14 protein-coding genes are annotated in these 20268 nt (G+C 69.9%); 7 read left to right on the top strand and 7 right to left on the bottom strand.

The window, feature by feature from the left end:
• Nucleotides 1-2: 2 nt before the first annotated feature.
• Nucleotides 3-1166, bottom strand: coding sequence for an L-rhamnose isomerase (rhaI, locus tag ACO1X9_RS04590; protein WP_486349654.1), 1164 nt, complete (start codon nt 1164-1166; stop codon nt 3-5).
• An 84-nt stretch (nt 1167-1250) separates the two neighbouring features.
• Here rhaI and ACO1X9_RS04585 point away from each other — a divergent pair, with 84 nt between their 5' ends.
• On the top strand, nt 1251-2264 hold the full coding sequence (locus ACO1X9_RS04585; protein WP_486349653.1) for a LacI family DNA-binding transcriptional regulator: 1014 nt from the start codon (nt 1251-1253) through the stop codon (nt 2262-2264).
• On the opposite strand, the gene ACO1X9_RS04580 is transcribed toward ACO1X9_RS04585, so the two are convergent.
• Nucleotides 2257-4563 (bottom strand): beta-glucosidase, encoded by a 2307-nt coding sequence (locus tag ACO1X9_RS04580; protein WP_486349652.1) that lies wholly within the window; start codon nt 4561-4563, stop codon nt 2257-2259. The two genes, ACO1X9_RS04585 and ACO1X9_RS04580, sit on opposite strands and share 8 nt — an antisense overlap.
• A gap of 4 nt (nt 4564-4567) precedes the next feature.
• Nucleotides 4568-5623 carry a family 43 glycosylhydrolase gene (locus ACO1X9_RS04575; protein ID WP_486349651.1) on the bottom strand — a complete coding sequence of 352 codons (1056 nt, stop codon included), beginning with the start codon at nt 5621-5623 and terminating at the stop codon, nt 4568-4570.
• Nucleotides 5624-5771: 148 nt separating this feature from the next.
• On the opposite strand from ACO1X9_RS04575, the gene ACO1X9_RS04570 reads away from it, so the two are divergent.
• Nucleotides 5772-6824: a LacI family DNA-binding transcriptional regulator gene (locus ACO1X9_RS04570; protein WP_486349650.1), complete on the top strand. Its 1053-nt coding sequence runs from the start codon at nt 5772-5774 to the stop codon at nt 6822-6824.
• Nucleotides 6825-6857: 33 nt separating this feature from the next.
• Here the strand turns inward: ACO1X9_RS04570 and ACO1X9_RS04565 are convergent, their stop codons facing one another.
• The 4 genes from ACO1X9_RS04565 to ACO1X9_RS04550 form a co-directional block, all read right to left on the bottom strand.
• On the bottom strand, nt 6858-9452 hold the full coding sequence (locus ACO1X9_RS04565) for a family 78 glycoside hydrolase catalytic domain (protein WP_486349649.1): 2595 nt from the start codon (nt 9450-9452) through the stop codon (nt 6858-6860).
• Nucleotides 9449-10324: a carbohydrate ABC transporter permease gene (locus ACO1X9_RS04560; protein WP_486349648.1), complete on the bottom strand. Its 876-nt coding sequence runs from the start codon at nt 10322-10324 to the stop codon at nt 9449-9451. Before ACO1X9_RS04560 ends, ACO1X9_RS04565 begins: the two co-directional genes overlap by 4 nt.
• A gap of 3 nt (nt 10325-10327) precedes the next feature.
• Nucleotides 10328-11212, bottom strand: a complete 885-nt coding sequence (locus ACO1X9_RS04555; RefSeq protein ID WP_486349647.1) for a carbohydrate ABC transporter permease — start codon at nt 11210-11212, stop codon at nt 10328-10330.
• A 73-nt stretch (nt 11213-11285) separates the two neighbouring features.
• On the bottom strand, nt 11286-12587 hold the full coding sequence (locus ACO1X9_RS04550) for an ABC transporter substrate-binding protein (protein WP_486349646.1): 1302 nt from the start codon (nt 12585-12587) through the stop codon (nt 11286-11288).
• Between the two features lie 252 nt (nt 12588-12839).
• Between ACO1X9_RS04550 and ACO1X9_RS04545 the strand changes: the two genes are divergently transcribed.
• From ACO1X9_RS04545 to ACO1X9_RS04525, 5 genes are all read left to right on the top strand, one after another.
• On the top strand, nt 12840-15764 hold the full coding sequence (locus ACO1X9_RS04545) for a discoidin domain-containing protein (protein ID WP_486349645.1): 2925 nt from the start codon (nt 12840-12842) through the stop codon (nt 15762-15764).
• 79 nt (nt 15765-15843) lie between these two features.
• A complete protein-coding gene (locus ACO1X9_RS04540; protein WP_486349644.1) occupies nt 15844-16485 on the top strand; it encodes a hypothetical protein in 642 nt (213 codons plus the stop codon).
• Nucleotides 16486-16541: 56 nt separating this feature from the next.
• Nucleotides 16542-18272 carry a circularly permuted type 2 ATP-grasp protein gene (locus tag ACO1X9_RS04535; RefSeq protein ID WP_486349643.1) on the top strand — a complete coding sequence of 577 codons (1731 nt, stop codon included), beginning with the start codon at nt 16542-16544 and terminating at the stop codon, nt 18270-18272.
• Nucleotides 18266-19195, top strand: coding sequence for an alpha-E domain-containing protein (locus ACO1X9_RS04530; protein WP_486349642.1), 930 nt, complete (start codon nt 18266-18268; stop codon nt 19193-19195). The genes ACO1X9_RS04535 and ACO1X9_RS04530 overlap by 7 nt, the downstream gene beginning before the upstream one ends.
• A gap of 13 nt (nt 19196-19208) precedes the next feature.
• Complete coding sequence (locus ACO1X9_RS04525; protein ID WP_486349641.1) at nt 19209-20054, top strand: transglutaminase family protein; 846 nt, start codon at nt 19209-19211, stop codon at nt 20052-20054.
• Nucleotides 20055-20268: the final 214 nt, after the last annotated feature.

Genomic DNA, 20268 nt, shown 5'->3' with positions numbered 1-20268 from the left:
GCTCAGGCCCCCCAGCCCGCCTGGGTGCCGCCGACGCGGTCGCCGCTGATCTTCTCGAAGTACCCGGATGCCGCATACGCCGCCATCGGGTCGGCCGGCAGTCCGCGGCTCTCCCGCCACGACGCGAGCAGCGGCCGCACATCGGTGTAGAAGGCATCCATCAGCACGGCGTTGGCGGCGAGCACATCGCCGGACGCCTGCGCCGCCGCGAGGGCCGCGCGGTCGATGAGCAGCGCGCGCGCCGTCATCTCCTGCACGTTGAGCACCGAGCGGATCTGCCCGGGGATCTTGTTCTCGATGTTGTGGCACTGATCGAGCATGAATGCGACGTCGGGGTGGGCGTAGCCCCCGCCGTCGACCACCGCGACGAGGATGCGGAAGAGCTGGAACGGATCGGCGGCGCCGACGATGAGGTCGTCGTCGGCGTAGAAGCGCGAGTTGAAGTCGAACGAGCCGAGCTTCCCGAGCCGCAGCAGCTGCATCACGATGAACTCGATGTTGGTGCCGGGGGCGTGGTGGCCGGTGTCGAGGCAGACCATCGCCTTGTCGCCGAGGGCCGCCACCTGCGCGTAGCTCGTTCCCCAGTCGGGAACATCGGTGTGGTAGAACGCCGGCTCGAAGAACTTGTACTCGAGCACGAGCCGCTGGTCGTCGCCGAGGCGGTCGTAGATCTGCTGCAGGGAGTCGGCGAGGCGGTCCTGGCGGGCGCGCAGGTCGTCCTGCCCGGGGTAGTTGGTGCCGTCGGCGAGCCAGATCTTGAGGTCACGCGAGCCGGTCGCGTGCATGATGTCGATGCAGTCGAAGTGGTGGTCGATCGCCTTCTGGCGGATCTTCGGGTCGGAGTGGGTGACCGAGCCGAGCTTGTAGTCCTCGTCTTGGAAGGTGTTCGAGTTGATCGTCCCGAGTTTCACGCCCTCGTCCTCGGCGTGCTTCGCGAGGTCTTCGTAGTTCTCGACCTTGTCCCACGGGATGTGCAGGGCGACCGAGGGCGCGAGTGCCGTGTGCTTGTTGACCTGGGCGGCATCCGAGACCTTCTCGAACGGGTCGCGGGGCACGCCGGGCGTCGTGAACACGCGGAACCGGGTGCCGGAGTTGCCGAAGGCCCAGGACGGGAGCTCGATCGCCTGCGCGGCGAGCTGGTCGGAGATGGCGGCGAAGTCGGGCATGGGACGTCCTTGTCGTGCGAGAACCCGGTCGTGCGAGAACCGGTCGAGCGGGCACTGAATCGTTTCAACCACCAAGATAGCAGGATGACCATCCCGCGCGCGAGCGTCAGCATCCGCGACGTCGCGCAGCGCGCCGGGGTCTCCGTCGGCACCGTCTCGAACGTGCTCAACGATTCGCCGCGGGTCTCGCCGGCCGCGGTCGAGCGCGTGCGAGCGGCGATCGCGGAGCTCGGCTACGTGCGCAACGAGGCCGCGCGGCAGCTGCGCGCGGGACGCAGCTCGAGCGTCGGCCTCGTCGTGCTCGACGTGCGCAACCCGTTCTTCACCGACGTCGCACGCGGCGCCGAAGACGAGGCCGCGCGGGCGGGGCTCTCTGTGATCCTCGGCAACTCCGACGAGGACGTCGCCCGCGAGGCGTCGTACCTCGACCTCTTCGAGGAGCAGCGGGTGCACGGCATCCTCATCTCCCCCTTCGGCGACATCGAGCCGCGGCTGGCCGAGCTGCGTCGCCGCGGAACGCCCGTCGTGCTCGTCGACCGTGAGAGTCGGGATGCCGGCGTCAGCTCCGTCTCGGTCGACGATGTCGCCGGCGGTCGGCTCGCGGTCGCGCACCTCCTCGCGACGGGACGTCGGCACCTCGCCTTCGCGGGAGGCCCGCTCGGCATCCGGCAGATCTCCGATCGTCTAGCCGGTGCCCGCGCGGCCGTCGCCGAGGTGCCCGGCGCGACACTCGAGGTGATCGAGACGACGGGTCTCACGGTGCTCGAGGGTCGACGCATCGGGGAGGAGCTCGTCGCCCGACCCGACCGCCCCGACGCCGTCTTCGCCGCCAACGACCTCGTCGCGGTCGGTCTGCTGCAGGCTCTCGTGATGTCGGGGCGGTTGCGCGTGCCCCAGGATGTCGCCCTCGTCGGCTTCGACGACATCGACTTCGCGAGCGCCACCGTCGTGCCGCTCACCTCGGTGCGTCAGCCCCGCCACGAGATCGGGGCGACGGCGCTGCGCATCCTGCGCGAAGAGGCCGCGGAGCCCGACCTGCCGCCGCGCCGCATCGTGTTCCAGCCGGAACTCGTCGTGCGGGAGTCGACCCTCAGCTGAGGTCGATCGACTCCGTCGCCCTGACGTCGAGACTCGAGAAGCCGATCTCGACCGTCCACGTGCCGGGTGCGAGGTCCCACATCTGCGACGCGACGTCGTAGTGGCGGAGGTCGTCGACCGGGATTCGCAGCTCCACGTCGCGTCCGTCCCCGGGGGTGATCTCGACCGAGTCGAACGCGGCGAGGCGACGGTATTGCGACGTGGTGGGGCCGGCGACGTAGACCTGCGGAACCGCACGCGTGATGCGGGAGCCGGCCGTGCGCAGCCGTCCGCGCACGACGATCCGACCGTCGTCGACGCACGTCGAGCCGTGAACCCACTCGACGTGCCCGTATCCGAGCCCGTGGCCGAAGGGGTAGGCGATCTCCGACGGCGCGTACCCGCGGTATCCCGAGGCGAACCCCTCGCCGTATTCGACGACGAGGTCGGGCCCCGGCTGGGGCACGGGAGGCGAGTCCTCGCCCCGAGGGAGGGTGAAGGGGAGGCGGCCACCCGGCTCCGACTCACCGGACAGGATGCGGGCGAGAGCCGCGGCTCCCCGCTCGCCCGGGTTGCCGAGGTGGAGGATCGCGTCGACCTCGTCGCGCCACGGCAGCGCCACCGGGCCCGCACCCGCGACGACGACGATCGTTCGGGGAGCGGCCGCGGCGACGGCGCGCACGAGCGCGTCTTGAGGGTCGGGCAGGGTCAGTCGGTCGGCATCCATCGCCTCGCCGACGGCGCGTCCCACCACGACGACGGCGACCTCCGACTGCGCGGCCGCGTCGGCGGCGGCGGCCACGGCCGGGCCGGCGGCATCCCCGCCCACGCAGAAGCCGGCGCGAAACGGGCTGTCCGGCACGTCGAGCGCCGAGCCCGAGCGGTAGTCGAGCTCCACCCGGACCGTCTCGCCCGCCGCGAGCTCCACCGCCGCCTGGAGGGGGTAGTCGGGACCGCCGAGCATCGGGCTCGCCTCGCGGAAGCCGCTCACCGGCGCTGCATCGCCGAGACGGACCGTGACCGCGCCGGCGAACGTCACCGAGAGCCGATGGAGCCCGGTGCCGCGCGCGACGAGGTCGAACGTGGTGCGGGCGCTCCACTCGACGCCGGGCTCGCCGGCGTGACTCAGCGTGTCGAGCCGCACCTCGACGGGCTCGCGGTCCTGCGCGGTCACCGCGAGCGTGACCAGGCCGCTCGAGGTGTCTCCCGCCGAGGCCGGACGCTGGGGCACATCGGCGGTGCGCGGGTCGACCTGCGTGACCTCGAGCCCCCGGGCGCGGAGCTCATCGCCGAGCTCGGGGAGTCGGGCGGCGAGCAGGTCGACGGCTGCCGAGCCTCCCGTGACGAGCAGGTGGCGGAGGTCGGCGGGCGCGATCAGAGCGACCCGCCGACCGGCAGCGAGAGGCAGGATGTCGTCGCGGTTGCGCAGGAGCACCGCGCCGCGCACCGCGATCTCCTCGGCCAGCCGCACGGCGTTCTCGGTGCCGAGCCCGGCGGGATCACCCGGGACGGCGGGGCGCACATCGCCGACGACCGCCGCGATCCGCTCGGCCATCGCCGCGCGCCGCGTCGGCGCGAGTTCGGCGATCATCTCCTCGGTGCGGCCCGAGGCGCCATCGAGCCCGGGGACGTCGAGGCCGGCCTCGAGCGCCGCTTTCGGCTCGCGCACGGCGAACATGAAGTCGGGCAGGGTGATCCCGTCGAAGCCCCACTCGGTGCGCGGCAGGCCGAGCAGGTCGGCGTTCTCGGCGACGTAACGTCCCTCGAACCGGTTGTACGACGCCATCAGCGCCCGGGCGCCGTGATCGACGACCGCGCGGCGGAAGGGGGCGGCATAGAGCTCGCGCAGCACCCGACCGTCCATCCGCACGTCGACGGCCGCGCCTCGACGGAACGGAACCCCCGACCCGGTGCGCATCCACTCGAAGTTGTTCCCCACGAAATGCTTGAGCACCGCGAGCACCCCACGCGACTGGATGCCGGCCACGGCGTTGCCGCCGAGTTCGCCGGTCACGAGCGGGTCCTCACCGAACGACTCGGCCGAGCGACCCGCCCACGGCACCCGCAGGATGTCGAACCCCGGCCCGAGGAGCACATTGGCTCCGGCGGCGATCGTCTCGGCGCCGAGCGCCTCTCCGTAGCCGCGGGCGAGGTCGCGGTCGAAGGTCGCGGCGAGCACGAGGCACGAGGGGAACGCCGTCGCCCCCTCTGCGTCGCGCACCCCGTTGGGGCCGTCGACGAAGGCGAGTCGCGGCAGGCCGGCGGCCTCCGTGTCGCCGAGCAGGAGCGAGATCACGTCGGAGGTGTGGTGCGGGGTCACGGCGTCAGCGGTCCTCGAACTCGTCGAGGCTCCAGTCGTCGCGCCAGACGATCGTCGGACGGTCACCGTCGAAGACCAGCGGCAGCCAGACGTAGTCGGCGATCGACGTGTCGACGTCGGCGAACTCCTCCATCGGCTCGTCGCTGTCGCGCCCCGGCGCGAAGTGCTCGATGAACGCCTGCTGGGCCTGGGCGCCGTCGGCCGTGTAGCGAGGCAGCCATCGGTCGCCGAGTGCGATGTAGAGGTCCTTCTTGCCCGGGTGTCGGAAGATCGACGAGATCTGGGTGCGGAACGACGTGCGCGAGACGTCGGTGGGGTGCAGATCGCCGAGCACCTCGAACGGCCCGTGGTAGCTCGGGGCGACGGCGACCTCCGAGGGGTTCGGGTAGTACCCGGTCGTGCCCGACGTGACGAGGTAGTGCTTCCGATTCCGGGCGAAGTAGGCCGGCGCCTCGCGCACGTACGGCGGCTGGGGTTGCGGGAAGTGGGTCGAGTAGTACCCGGTGACGTCCGTGAAGTCGTCGCTCAGGTCGGCGCAGATCAGCTCCGAGTGCACGCGCTCGAAGTAGTAGTAGCCCTTGCCGTCGTGGGGATCGACGACGAGGTCGAAGTCGCCGGCGTTCATGCCCAGCGGTCGCAGCCAGGTGCGGGCGATGGTCCAGGGTCCTCGGATGTCGTCGGCGACGAGCACGGTGGAGCGCTGGATCGAGCCCTTCGTCATGACCTTGATCCAGCAGACGAACTTGCCCGTGCGGTCGTTGAAGACGATGTGCGGCCGGTCAGCCAGCTGTGCCGGATGCAGCGGCGACTCGGGGTCGTTCTCCGCGGGTGCGATGAGCGAGCCGAGGTCCTCCCAGTTGTAGAGGTCGGTCGACGCGTAAAACCGCACGCCCCAGTGCCAGACGCCGCTTCCCGGCGTCGAGCGCTCCTTGTTCTCGCCGTACCAGTAGTACGTGCCGTCGACGTGGAGCAGGGAGCCGCCGTGGGTCTGGATGCGCTCGCCCTTGGTGTCGAGCCACACCTGGCCCGGGGTGAACGAGCTACGTCGGTCGGTGGTCATGCGGTCCTCCCTTGGATGCGTCGCGTCAAACCGTCGCGACCGGCAGGAGCAGTTTGAAGCGCTTCATTTGCGATGTCAAGCTCGGGCCGAGATAAGGTTGAAGCGCTTCATCCTCTAAGGTGACGAGCGATCAGAAGAGGAGTCAGCGATGACGACCCCAGCACCCCGGCGTCGAGCCTCGGTCACGATGGCCGACGTCGCCGCGGCCGCCGGGGTGGCGATCGGTACCGTCTCCAACGCGCTCAACCACCCGGAACGGGTGACCGACGAACTGCTCGCGCGCGTGCACAAGGCGATCGCCGAACTCGGGTTCGTGCGCAACAGCGCGGCCCGGTCGCTCGCGGCGGGCAGCAGCAGCACCGTGGGTTTCGTGTTGGTCGACCTCGCCAACTCCCTCTTCACCGACATGGCGCGCGGTGCGGAGAGCGCCGCCCAGGACGCAGGGATGTACCTCGTCCTGGCGAACTCCGACATCTCGGTCGACAAGCAGGCGACCTACCTCGAGCACTTCTCGCAGGAGCAGGTGGCCGGCATCCTGCTCACCCTCGTCGCCGGTGACCGGAGCGGCCTCGAGCGAGCGCGCAACGCGGGCCGCCACGTCGTCATCCTCGACGCCGACCGCGTCGACGACTTCTGCGTCGTCGGCACCGACTACGAGCAGGCCGGGTACCTCGCCGCGCACCACCTCATCTCACTCGGGCGCACACGGCTCGCGTTCGCGGGCGGTCCGATCTGGATGAGCGCGATCGGGGATCGTCTGCGGGGCGTCCAGCGCGCCGCCGCCGAAGCCCCCGGGGTGACCGTGACCCACCTCGACTCCGCCGAGATCCAGGCGGAGGACGGCCGCCTCATCGGCTGGCGACTGGGGGACCTGCCGCGCGCCGAGCTGCCGGACGGCATTGTGGCCGCGGCCGACCTCGTCGCCCTGGGCCTCATGCAGGCGCTCGTCGACCGCGACGTCCGCTTCCCCGAGGACATCGCGCTCATCGCGTGCGACGACAACAAGTCCGCGTACGACAGCCTCATCCCGATCTCGACCGTCGACCTGCCGGGCTACCAGATGGGTCTCTCGGCGATGCAGCTCCTGCTCGAAGAGATCCGCTCGGGAACGCACACGCACCGCCGGGTCATCATCGAACCCCACCTGACCGCGCGCGAGAGCACCATCGGCCGAGTCGCTCGCACGACGCACGCCGACTGACGGCGCTCCGCGCGCCGACCCTCCGACGTCAGGTCACGCGACCGAGGCCGCGGGGATCGACGCGACGAAGCGGTGCTCGCCCGACCCGATGCTGCGGGTGCTGCCGTCGGGGAGGATCACCTCGGCGGTGACCCCCACGGGCACGGTCGCGACGAGCTGGAACGTATCCCGGGCGCGCGACCACGACACCGCCGCCGTGCCGTACGGGGTCTCGAGCCGCGCCTCCGCCGAGTCGAAGTGATCGCCGGGCTGAGGGGCGATCCGCAGAGTCCGGTAGCCGGGTGAGGCGGGAGCCAGCCCCGCGAGCGTCCGGTGCAGGAAGTCGACGACGGCGCCGAGGGCGTAGTGATTGAACGACGTCATCTCGCCGGGGTTGACAGTGCCGTCGGGCAGCATGCTGTCCCAGCGCTCCCAGATCGTCGTCGCGCCCATGGTGACCGGGTACAGCCATGACGGGCAGTCGCGCTCGAGCAGCAGCCGGTAGGCCACGTCGATCTGCCCGGTCGCCGCGAGGGCGTCGCAGATCAGGGGCGTCCCCACGAAGCCCGTCTGAATCCGATAGCCGCCGTCACGCACGAGGTCGGCGAGGCGCCGGCCGGCGACCGCTCTCTGCCCCGGATCGGTGATCAGATCGAACGCGATCGCGAGCGACAGCGCGGTCGGAGTCTCCTGCGCCATGCGGCCCGCGAGCGTCACGTACTCGCGGCGGAAGGCGTCGGCCGTGCGTCGCGCGATCGCGCCGTAGTGCTCGTGATCGCGCGGCCGGTCGAGGAGGAGAGCCGTCCGAGCGGTCAGATCGGCCGAGTAGGCGAGGTACGCGGACGCCACGAGGTAGCGGTCGGTCACCCCCGCTCCGGGATCCTCGGGCGGGGCCGCCGGATCGAGCCAGTCGCCGAGTTGCATCCCCTCGCGCACGAGGCCCGAGTCGTCGGCCTTCGACGCGAAGTGCTCCACCCAGAGCGCCATGCTGGGGAACTGCTCGCGCAGCACCCCGAGGTCGCCGTTGCGCTGGTACATGACCCACGGCACGACGACCGCAGCATCGCCCCACGCGGCGGACGACTCCCGCGGGAAGCCGCATTCGATCCACGGCACGAAGTTCGGAACCCAGCCGTCGGGCCCTTGCTCGACGGCGACGTCACGCAACCAGCTCGTGAGGATGCCGCCGCTCGAGTACAGGAAGGATGCCGCCGGCGCGAACACCTGGATGTCGCCCGTCCAGCCGAGACGCTCGTCGCGCTGGGGACAGTCCGTGGGTAGGTCGACGAAGTTGTCGCGCATGCTCCACACCGCGTTCTCGTGGAGCCGGTTCACGAGCGCGTCGCTCGAGGCGAACCACCCCGTGCGCTCCATGTCGGAGTGCACGACCTGGGCGCGCACGGCCTCCGCCGTGAACTCGCCCGGCCAGTTCTCGAGCTCGGCGTAGCGGAAGCCGTGGATGGTGAACCGCGGGCGCCACGACTCGCCTCCCGGGGTGCCCGCGAGCCGGTAGCTGTCGATCGAGGGCGCCGAGCGGAGTGGACGGATCGCGAGCTCGTCGTTCTCGAGCACCTCGGCGTGGTGGAGCACGACCTCGTGACCCTCGGAGCCGACGACGCGGATGGCGAGCCACCCCGCGATGTTCTGACCGAAGTCGAGGCGGATGCGCCCATTCGGGCGGCGCTCGACGGTCGTCGGCGAGAGCTCCTCGATGACGCGCACGGGATCGCCGATCGCGGGTTCGAGCCGCGCCGGGAAGTCACCTCGGGGCAGCGTGGTCGCCGGCGACCAGCCGGAGTCGTCGAAACCCGGACTGCTCCAGCCGGGGGGCACGAGGCCGGCGTCGTAGTGCTCGCCGTCGTAGAGACCCGCGGCGACCACCGGCCCCGACGACCACCGCCAGCCGCCGCCCGTCGGCACGACCTCACGACGGCCGTCGGCGAACTCGACCTCGAGCTGCGCCAGCAGGGCCAGGTCTTCGCCGTAGTTGTCCCAGATGCCGCCGTGGAACCCGATGCGGCCTCGATACCAGCCGTCCGAGAGCTCGGCCCCGAGCGCGTTGCGGCCGGGGGTGAGCAGGTGCGTGACGTCGTAGGTCTGGACCCGCAGCCGGTGTCGGTAGCTCGTCCAGCCGGGCGCGAGCTCGTCGTCGCCGACGCGCTCGCCGTTGATCTCCACCCGGTAGATCCCGTGCGCGGTCGCGTAGAGCCGGGCCGCCACGACATCCGTCGGGATGTCGACATCCGCCCGCATCAGATAGCCGGGTCGCACGCCCTCCGCGGGCGCCGACACCGACGGCGACACGAAGTCGGTCGACCAGTCGGTGTCCTCGAGCAGCGAGGCCTCGACCGTGAGCGGCTCGCTCCACGGCGTCTCGCCGCCGTCGGAGAGCCAGGCACGCACCCGCACCTCGGTGCGCTCGCGCGAGGCGAGGGGCGCGACGGGCCAGTCCACGAAGACCTGAGCGTCGCCGTCGACCCGGCCGGTCGTCGTCGTGCCTGTGCGGCGGACGACCTCGATCTCGGAGGCCACTTGAGTGAGTCCGTCGCCGTCGGCTTCGAGGATCCACGACAGCCGGGGGCGGGCCACGCCGATCCCGAAGGCGTCGGCGCGCAGTTCCGCGCGGACGCGGGTAACGCGCGCGGTCATCCCTTCACCGCGCCGGAGGCGAGCCCCTTCATGACCTGCTGGTTGAGGAACAGGTAGATGAGCAGCGTGCCCACCACGTTGACCGAGATGCCGGCGAACATCGGGCCGTAGTCGACCGCGCCGTACTGCCCGGTGAAGTTGAGCAGCCCGACCTGCACCGTGCGCAACCGGTCGCTGTTGGTGAAGGTCAGCGAGATGAGCAGGTCGTTCCACAGGAAGAAGAACTGCACGAGACCCACGGTGAACAGTCCGTTGCGTACGAGCGGGACGGCGATCAGTCCGAAGAGCCGGAACACGCCAGCCCCATCGATCGTCGCCGCTTCGAAGATCTCTCGCGGGACGGCCCGGAGGTAGGTCGCCATCAGGAACACCGTGAGCGGGAGACCGAGCGCGGTGTAGGTGATGATGAGCGGCCACAGCGTGCCGGTGAGGTGCAGGCGGAAGTAGATCGTGAACAGCGGCAGCAGCAGCATCTGCGCGGGGATCATGATGCCGGCGAGGAACATCAGCAGGACCGGCCCGCGTCCCTTCCAGACCATGATCTCGAGGGCGAACGCCGCCGCCATGCCCAGGACGAGGATGAGGGTCAGTGCCGGGACGACGGCGAGGACGCTGTTGAGCATGTAGCGCCCGAGGCCGCCCTCGACGAACGCGGAGACGTAGTTGTCGAACGACCACGCGCGGGGGATCGACCAGAAGGGCTCGGTGAGGAACTCGTCCTGCTGCTTGAACGAGCCGAACAGCATCCAGATCAGGGGGTACACCACGATCACGAGCAGCACGGCGATCGCGATCTGCAGCGGGAGCCGGCGGAGCACGCGACCCAGACGGTTCTTCCGTCGGGCCGTCGTCGAGGAGGCGAGAGCGGTCATGGGTCAGCCCTTCGTCACGTCGCGCCGCGAGGAGCGGAAGATGAAGATCGTCACGAGCAGGCAGAGCGCCGCGAGCATGAGAGCGACCGTGCTGCCGTAGCCGAACTCCCCATAGCCGAACGACGTGCGGAACATGTAGAGGGTGAGGGGCGTCGTCGCGGTGCCGGGACCGCCGTTGGTCAACGCGACGACGGTGTCGAAGACCTTGAGCGTGCCGTTGATGCTGAAGATGATCGCCGAGAGCAGCACCGGCAACGACAGGGGCAGGATGATGCTGCGCACGAGACGCCAGCCGCTCGCGCCGTCGATGCGCGCCGATTCGATGATGTCCTCGGGGATGTCGAGCAGGCCGGCGTAGAGCAGCACGGCGTAGAAGCCCATCGACCGCCAGAGTTCCATGAGCACGATGACCCAGAACGACGAGTCGGGCTGGCCCAGCCAGTCCAGGCCCGGGACGTTCAGGATCTCGAGGAACGAGTTGACCGGGCCGGTCGTCGGCGCCGCCTCGAAGAACCGACGGAACAGCAGTGCGACCGCGACGGTCGGGAGGATCACGGGGAAGAAGACGATCGTGCGCACGAGCGACGAGGCCCGACGCAGCCCGAACACGTAGAGGAGGGCGAGGCCGTAGCCGACGGCGACCTGCAGCACCGTCTCGACGAGGGCGAAACGCACGGTGAAGAAGACGGCCTCGAGGGCGGTCTTGTCCTGGAAGAAGGCGACGTAGTTGTCGACGCCGACGAACTCGAAGCCGCGGATCAGATTGCCGTCGAAGAACGTGTAGCCCGCCGACCAGAAGATCGGGACGAGCATGACGACCGTGTAGACGAGCAGGGCCGGGCCGAGAAGGATGAGAATGGCGCGCTTGTCGCCGAGCACCTTCTGCATGGGAGTACCTCGGTTTTCGTGGAGCCGGGCGAGGCCGCGGTGCGACCTCGCCCGGCGGGATGGTGCGGCGAGACTAGCCCTGGTTGGCTTCCTGGACGAGCGCCATGAAGTCGGCGCCGCTCAGGGTGCCGGTGGCGAGGCCGCCGGCGTTGGTCTGGCTGACCGTGGTGCCCTCAGGCCCGAACTTCGCCTCGAACCAGAGCACGGAGCCGGTCGCGTTCGCGATCGTGTCCTGCACGACGGCGGTGAGCTCGGAGACTTCGGCGTCGCCGGAGACCGCGAAGCCGGTGACCTGACCGAACTCCTCGAGCGCCTGGTCGCCGTAGTTCTGCGCGATGCACGCGAGCCAGGCGGCCTGCTGGTCACCGTAGTTCGCCGTCGTGATCATGACCGGGATGCCGGCGTTCGCCGGAACCTGGTCGGAGCTGCCCTCGCCACCCGAGACGTCCGGGAACGGGAGGAACCCGATGTTGTCGACGCCGATCTGGTTCTGCGCCTCGTCGTTGAAGTTGGCGAGTGCCCAGCTGCCCATGTAGAAGAAGGCGGCTCCACCGGTGAGGAACTGGCTCATCGCGGTGTTGTAGTCGATCGTCCCGGCGGCCGGCCCGAAGTACCCGGCGGCGCCGAGCTCGGCGACCGCGTCGGCACCCGCGACGTACTCCGGGTCGGTCAGGCTCGCGTCGCCGTCCGCGACCGCCTGGAGGGCATCCGGGCCGAGGTCGCGCACGATGTAGTTGCCGACAAGTCGGCTCACGGGCCAGCCGTCCTTGGCGGCGGCGGCGAAGGGCTGGATGCCGGCGGCCTGCAGGGTCGCGGCGGCGTCGACGAGCTCGTCCCACGTGGTGGGCGGCTCGATGTCGTTGTCGGCCAGGTACGCCTCGTTGTACCAGAAGCCTTCGATGTTGAACTCGGTCGGCAGCGCGTAGAGGCCGTCGACGCCGTAGAGCGATTCGAGCAGCGACTCCGCCGCGGGCAGCACCGCGCCTTCGACGCCCAGGTCGGCGAACGCCTCGGTGAGGTTGACGACCTGGCCGTTGTCGATGAGCTCCTTCATGAGCGACGGGGTGCCCGCCGCCATGCTGACGTTCGACAGCGCGTCCTGACCGGCGAGCAGCTGGATCTGCTGGTCCCAGGTGGTTCCGTCGACGGCGTCGGGGGTGAGCGGCGCCGACTCGTTCTCGGTCGCGCACTGGTCGGCCGCGAGGCTCTCCAGAACTCCGACGATCGTCGTGTTCTGCGTCTGACCGAGGTAGGTCAGCTCGCCGGTTCCGCCGTCGGAGCTCTCCGCGGTGCACGCGGAGAGCGCGAGAGCGCCGATCCCGACGAACGCCACGACGGGCGCGAGGCGCTTGAAGCGCCGGGTGACTGTGGTCACGATTCCTCCTTGAATGTGAAGCGGCACTTCTCTTGAAGCGCTTCACGCAGGAAGATACGCCGATCCCGCAACGACTGTCAACCGTGAAGGCGCCTCGCGGAGCGAAAGCGCAACTGACCAGGGATTCTTACGCTTCACACGAATTCAAGGCCATCAGCCTCAGTTATGAAGCGTTTCAGAAAAACCCTTGACACATCGCCGGACGGCCGGAAACACTGACGTCGCTCAGACCCATGAACGAAGGAGTTCATCGTGTCCACCATCCGTCCGGCGGCCCCGCGCGTCGCCACCACTCGCACCGCGCGCCGAGCGCTGGCCGCGCTGACAGCAGCGGTCGTCGTCGGCGCCGGGATCAGCCTGGCCCAACCCGCACCCCGCTCAGACGCCTCCACCGGCGCGGGCGGAGCGGTCAGCGTGACCTATACGTCGTACAACGTCGATGAGGGTTCGCACCGCCTGACCCCGCAGGCCGATCTCTCGCTCGCCCCGATCAGCAACAGCTCGACGATGACGATCAACGTCGATCCGTCCGTTCCGCATCAGACCTATCAGGGCTGGGGTTCCTCGCTCGAGGACACGACGATCTACCACCTGGGACGCCTGAGCGCGAGCAACCGCGAGGCCGCCCTGCAGGCGCTGGTCAGTCAGGCGAATGGCGCCAACCTCAACCTGTGGCGCACGACCATCGGGTGCGCCGACTTCTGCCGCACCGCGAAGACGACCGGCTACTGGACGTACGCCGACAACGGAGGCGTGGCCGATCCGACTCTGGCGTCGTTCTCGATAGCCCGCGATGTCACCGACGGGAAGATCGCGGTCATGCAGCGGATGCTGCAGATCAACCCGAACGTGCGCTTCTACGCATCGATGTGGTCGCCGCCCGCCTGGATGAAGACCACCAACAGCATCACCGGCCCGGCCGGGGTCTTCGGTCACTGCACCTCGAACGGCACCGAGCCCCGCGTGCAGCACGGCAGCACCGGCCCGCACAACACGGGGTCGCCGAACGACTACTACCCCGTCCTCGCGGACTACTACGTGAAGTACCTCCAGGCCTACGCGGCCCTCGGCATCCCGATCTATGCGGTCACGCTGCAGAACGAGCCCGACATCCAGATGCCGTACCCGACCACGTGCTTCACGCCCGGACAGATGCAGGACTTCGCGAAGGTGCTCGACCAGAAGCTCACGGCGGCCGGTCTCACCACGCTCGTCTGGGGTATGGACGCCAACCTGACCGGCGACACGTTCGGCTACACCGACGCGCTGCTCGGCGACACCGCGACCAACCCGACCGTCGACGGCATCGCCTTCCACAACTACGACAACACCAACATGTGGCAGCCGAACGTCGTGGCGGCGCAGTACCCCGGCAAGACGCAGCACATGACCGAGATCACGCAGGGGGCGAACAAGCTCATCGAGTTCTTCCGCGGCGGCGTCAGCAGTTACAGCGGCTGGGCGACGATGTTCGAGTACACGATGTGCGACGCGGTCGACGACAGCACGAGCGCCCTCGTGCTGTGCAACGCCGGACCGAGCTGGTGGATGGATCGTCGGGTCAACCCGAGCGACCCGGACGCGGACACGCCATCCCTCATCTCGCCGCGCGCCGGCGACCCGACGCAGTACGACCTCAACGGCTGGTACTACATCTGGGGTCAATTCAGCCGTTACCTCCAGCTCGGCGCCCAGCGCATCGACAGCACCGACCGCATGGGCACGATCTCGAACGTCGCGTTCAAGAACCCGGACGGCTCGGTGGTCGTCGTGGTCGCCAACCGACCGGATGCGACGGGGCTCGCCGACTCGAACCCCGCCCGCTACAACACGACGGTGCTCTCGACGGCGGCCGTCCCGGTGCGGATCGCGACTCCGGACGGGGAGTTCGCCGACACGATCCCCGGCGACACGATCGCGACGTACGTGTACACGCCCACGACCGGCAACTCGATCAGCAAGGCGGGGTGGGTCGCCTCCGCGACGCACACGAACGATGCCTTCACGCCGGCGCAGGCGATCGACGGCAACCCGCGGACCCGATGGATGTCGGGGGTGAACCAGGCGTCGGGGCAGTCGTTCACGCTCGACCTCGGGACCAGCCGCACGTTCGACCAGATCTCGCTCAACCAGATCGAGCTGCCGAACGATTCGCCTGGCACGTACACGGTGCAGACGTCGACGAACGGGACGACCTGGAGCGGCACCGTCTCGACGGGGAGCGGCACCACGTCGTTCACCAACATCTCGTTCGCGCCCACGACGGCCCGCTACGTGCGCATCAACCTGACGGCGAGCGCTGCCAAGTGGTGGTCGATCGGCGAGGTGAGCGTCTACGACTCGCAGGCTGGACTCCTCCCCCGCAACGGCGGTGCGGTCACGGCGTCGCTCACGGGCGGCGGCACGACAGCGGCCGGCGCGTGGGACGGCGAGGTCGAGTCGCGCTGGACGACGGGAGCCGCGCAGGCGTCCGGCCACTGGCTGCGGATCGACTTGGGTGCGCCGCGGACGTTCACCGCGGTGCGCCTCGACGCCGGTGCTTTCTCGGGTGACTTCCCGCGCGGGTACACGGTGCACGTGTCGAACGACGGAACGACGTGGGGCTCGGCGGTGGCGACGGGTGCCGGCACCTCGCACGTCACGCACATCGCGACAGGCACTCGCACCGCCCGCTACATCCGCGTCCAGCTCACCGCGGCGTGGGCGAGCAACTGGTGGAGCGTCGGCGAGGTGCGCGTCTACAACGGCGCGCAGTCGACGGCCACGGGCGTGACGTGGTCGTCGCTGAGCCACACCGGCTGGAGTGCATCCGCGTTCGCCAACTCCTCGACCGCGGGCCTCGCGATCGATCAGTGGCTGAACTCCCGCTGGCAATCGGGTCAGGCACAGAGCAACAACGAGTGGTTCGAGGTCGACCTCGGCGCCAACCGCACCATCAAGGGTGTCCAGTTCCTCCAGACCGGAGGCCCGGACCTCGCGGGCGGAGACTTCCCGCGCGGTTACGAGGTCTACACGTCGACGGACGGCACGACGTGGACGAAGGTCGCGGCTGGCACCGGGTACGGGCATGTGAACGCACTCTTCGCGCCGAGGACGGTGCGGTACATCAACATCCACAACACCGGCATCGACGCCGGCCACTGGTGGTCGGTCGGCATGCTCAACGTGCTGACCTGACGCCGGTACGGCTCCCTGCCGGGGGTCGGGGGATGTCAACCCCCGACCCCCGCAGACGGGTCCGGCCAGACTCGGGAGCATGACGACCATCCCTCACGAGACGCCTTCCCACGTGCCCGGCGCCACCGGTCCCGCCGTGTACGACGCCGAGCCGCACCTCGCACCGACCCCTGCGCGCCGCGGACGCACCCTCGTCGCGGCCGCCCTCGTCTTCGTCGGCGGCTACCTCGTCATCGGCTCCTTCACGGGTCAGCTCGCGGGCGTGCTCGCGGGATTCGTCGGCACCGGCACCCTCGTGCCCGTGCTGCTCGTGGGGCAGTTCGCTTTCGCGCTCGTCGTCGTGATCACGGGCCTCGTCGCCGCGGTCGGCAGCGGTCTCGGCAAGCTCGTCGGTGCGCTGATCGTCGTCGCGGGCCTCGCCCTCACCGTCGCGGTGACCACCCTCCGGCTGACCGGCGCCGTGCGGATGGGCGTCGAGGCGTTCTACACGATCGCCAACCCGTGGCTCATGACCGTGCTGCTCGTCGGCATCGCGTGGTTGCTCGTGCGCCGCGCCCGACTCGGCTGGCTGTCCCTCCTCGCGGTCGCCCTCCTCTCGCCGGTGCCGCAGTGGCTCGTGCTCGCGGGCGTCGACAGCGTGCTCATCCAAATGGTCATGCTGTTCCTGAGCGGAATCGTGGGCGCGGGCATCCTCGCCGCCGGTCGCCCGTGGCGCGACTGAGCGCGGCGGACCGGGACCGAAACACCGCCGCAACATCCCGGCCCTAGGCTCACCACATGGGCGACCTGTTCGACGGCTACGGCGCCGCCGCCACCCGGCGGCGCGGCGCCGAGCCCTGGGACGAGATGTTCGCCGACATCACCGCCGGGGGCACGAGCGCCCGCGCGCCGTACCGCGACATCCATTCCGCCCTCGCGCGGATGACGCAGGAGGAGCTGCGCGGCCGCACCGAGTCGCTCGCCTCGTCCTACCTCGCCCAAGGGGTGACGTTCGACTTCGCGGGCGAGGAGCGGCCGTTCCCGCTCGACGCCGTGCCCCGCGTGATCCCGCAGGACGAGTGGCTCACGGTCGAGGCGGGCATCAAGCAGCGGGTCAAGGCGCTCGAGCTGTTCCTCGCCGACGTCTACGGGCCGCAGAACGCGGTGCGGGACGGCGTCATCCCCGCCCGACTGATCTCGTCGAGCGAGCACTTCCACCGCGAGGCCGCCGGCATCGAACCCGCGAACGGCGTGCGCATCCAGGTGTCGGGCATCGACCTCATCCGCGACGAGAACGGCGACTGGCGGGTGCTCGAAGACAACGTGCGCGTGCCGTCGGGCGTCTCCTACGTGATCTCCAACCGGCGCGTGATGGCGCAGACGCTGCCCGAGCTGTTCATGTCGATGCGGGTGCGTCCGGTCGGCGACTACCCGTTCCGGCTTCTCGGCGCCCTCCGCGCCGCGGCGCCGTCGGGCGTCGGAGACCCGACGGTCGTCGTGCTCACCCCCGGCGTCTACAACTCGGCCTATTTCGAGCACACCCTGCTCGCGCGACTCATGGGCGTCGAGCTCGTCGAGGGGCGCGACCTATTCTGCTCGGGCGGACGGGTGTGGATGCGCACGACCGCCGGTCCGACGCGCGTCGACGTCATCTACCGCCGGGTCGACGACGAGTTCCTGGATCCGCTGCAGTTCCGCGCCGACTCGATGCTCGGCTCCCCCGGCCTGCTGCTCGCCGCGCGTCTCGGCAACGTCACGATCGCGAACGCCGTCGGCAACGGGGTCGCCGACGACAAGCTCGTCTACACCTACCTGCCCGATCTCATCCGCTACTACCTCGCCGAGGACGCGATCCTGCCGAACGTCGACACCTGGCGGCTGGAGGATCCCGGTGCGCTCGAGGAGGTGCTCGACCGCCTCGACGAGCTCGTCGTGAAGCCCGTCGCCGGCTCGGGCGGCAAGGGGCTCGTCGTCGGTCCGGACGCCTCGAAGGAGGAGTTGGAGGTGCTGCGCGGGCAGCTGCTCGCCGATCCTCGCGGGTGGATCGCGCAGCCCGTGGTGCAGCTCTCGACGATCCCCACCCTCGTGGAGGAGGGGATGCGCCCGCGGCACGCCGACCTGCGTCCGTTCGCCGTCAACGACGGGTCGGATGTCTGGGTCCTCCCCGGTGGCCTCACCCGGGTCGCCCTCCCCGAGGGTCAACTCGTGGTCAACTCGTCACAGGGCGGCGGCTCGAAGGACACCTGGGTGGTCGGGCTCGACCCGCTGCGTACCCCCGAGCACGACGTCTCGTCGCTCGTCGCCGATCAGGCGTCGATCACGACGTCGATCCCGATCATCTCGGCGGAGTCGCACCTGCAGGATCACAACCCGCACGACTCGCCCCGCAAGGACCAGCAACAGCAGCAACAGCAGTCATCCACCGGTCGCTTGGCTCCACCCAGGCGCACTCGGACCCAGTCGCCGCTGGGTCCATCCGCGCATGGCTCCAGCCAAGCGGCACGTAAACACGGGGGGACGGGATGCTGAGCCGCATCGCCGAGAGCCTCTTCTGGATCGGCCGGTATATCGAGCGCAGCGACGGCACCGCGCGCATCCTCGACGTGCACCTGCAGCTGCTGCTCGAAGACCCGTGGATCGAGGAGGACATCGCCTGCCGATCGCTGCTCTCCGTGATGGGCACCGAGGTCGACCCCGACGCCGAGGTGACGCGCGCCGACGTGCTCACGATCCTCGCCGTCGACCGCAACCAGCCGGCATCCATCGCGTACTCCCTGAACGCCGCGCGCGAGAACGCCCGCCGCGCGCGCGAGGTCGTCAACACGGAGCTGTGGGAGGTGCTCAACACCACCCGGGCACGGATGCCGCGCAAGGTCGCGAGCGACAAGGTGCACGAGTTCTTCACGTGGGTGCGCGAACGCTCGGCGCTCGCCGTCGGCATCGTGGAGTCCGCCACCAACCGCGACGAGGCCTACCGCTTCTTCACGCTCGGCCGGTCGATCGAGCGCGCCGACATGACCGCGCGGCTGCTCGCCACCCGCAGCCTCACCGAGGCATCGGGCCCGAGCTGGACGACCATCCTGCGCAGCGTCGGCGCCTATGAGGCCTACCTGCGCACGTACCGCGGCATCCCGAGCGCGCAGAAGGCGGCGGAGTTCCTGCTGCTCGACCGGCTGTTCCCGCGCAGCATCCTCTACTCGGTGACCCGCGCCGAGCAGCAGCTGCGCGAGATCGAGCCCCGCACCGATCGGGTCGGCGTGAGCGACCAGGCGCTGCGGCTGCTCGGGCAGATCCGCAGCGAACTCGAGTACCGCTCGATCGCCGATCTCGTCGCCGACCTGCCGACCCACATGGATGCCGTGCAGGCCACCACGACGTCGGTGAGCGAAGCGATCCGGGCACGCTACTTCCCGACGAACGACATCGCGGCGTGGATCGGGGAGAACACGTGAAGCGGCGGGTCTCATGAAAAGACTGAGAATCAAGCACATCACCGGCTTCCAGTACGGCGGCGAGGTGACCGCGTCGTACAACGAGGCGCGGATGCTGCCGGTGAGCGCCGACGGACAGGTCGTGCTCTTCTCGAACCTCGAGATCTCGCCGATCTCGAGCTCGCACGCCTACGTCGACTACTGGGGCACGCGGGTGTCGTCGTTCGAGATCCTCACCCCGCACCGCGAGCTCTCGCTGACGGCGACGAGCCTGGTCGAGGTGCGCGACCGACCGCACCCCGAGCAGCGGCTCGAGTGGACGGCGCTCGCCGACGAGATCGAGACCGCGACCGACTACGTCGAGCAGCTCGGGCAGACCAACCGCACGCGCCCGCCGGCGGAGGTGGTCGAGCTCGCGAGGTCGATCGTCGCCGAGGCGGCGAACCCGTGCGACGCCGCCCTCGCGATCTGCCGCGAGATCGGCGAGCGCATCGAGTACCTCCCCGGGTCGACGACCGTCACCACGACCGCGGCCGAGGCGTGGGAGCACAAGAAGGGCGTCTGCCAGGACATCACCCACCTCGCCCTCGGCGCGCTGCGCGCGGTCGGCATCCCGGCCCGCTACGTGAGCGGCTACCTGCACCCGAAGCCGGATGCCGAGATCGGCGTCACGATCGCGGGTGAGTCGCACGCGTGGGTCGAGTACTTCTGCGGTCACTGGCAGGCGTACGACCCGACCAACCTCATCGACATCGGCGACCGCCACGTGACCGTCGGCCGCGGTCGCGACTACGGCGACGTCGCCCCCCTCCGCGGCGTCTACGCGGGGCCGTACGGGTCGAAGCTGTTCGTGACCGTCGAGATCACGCGCGAGTCCTGACGACCGCGGGTTGAGGAGCGCCGCCGCAGGCGACGCGTCTCGAAACCCATTTCGAGCGACGCGGTCGGGTTTCGAGACGCGTGCCGCTGCGCGGCGCGCTCCTCAACCCGCGTCTCTCGCCGGTGCGGTTTCGAGACGCGTGCCGCTGCGCGGCGCGCTCCCCAACCCGCGTCTCTCGCCGGTGCGGTTTCGATACGCGTGCCGCTGCGCGGCG

The organism is Pseudolysinimonas sp. (genome assembly GCF_057350545.1).
This window is presented reverse-complemented; position numbering and strand designations above follow the sequence as displayed.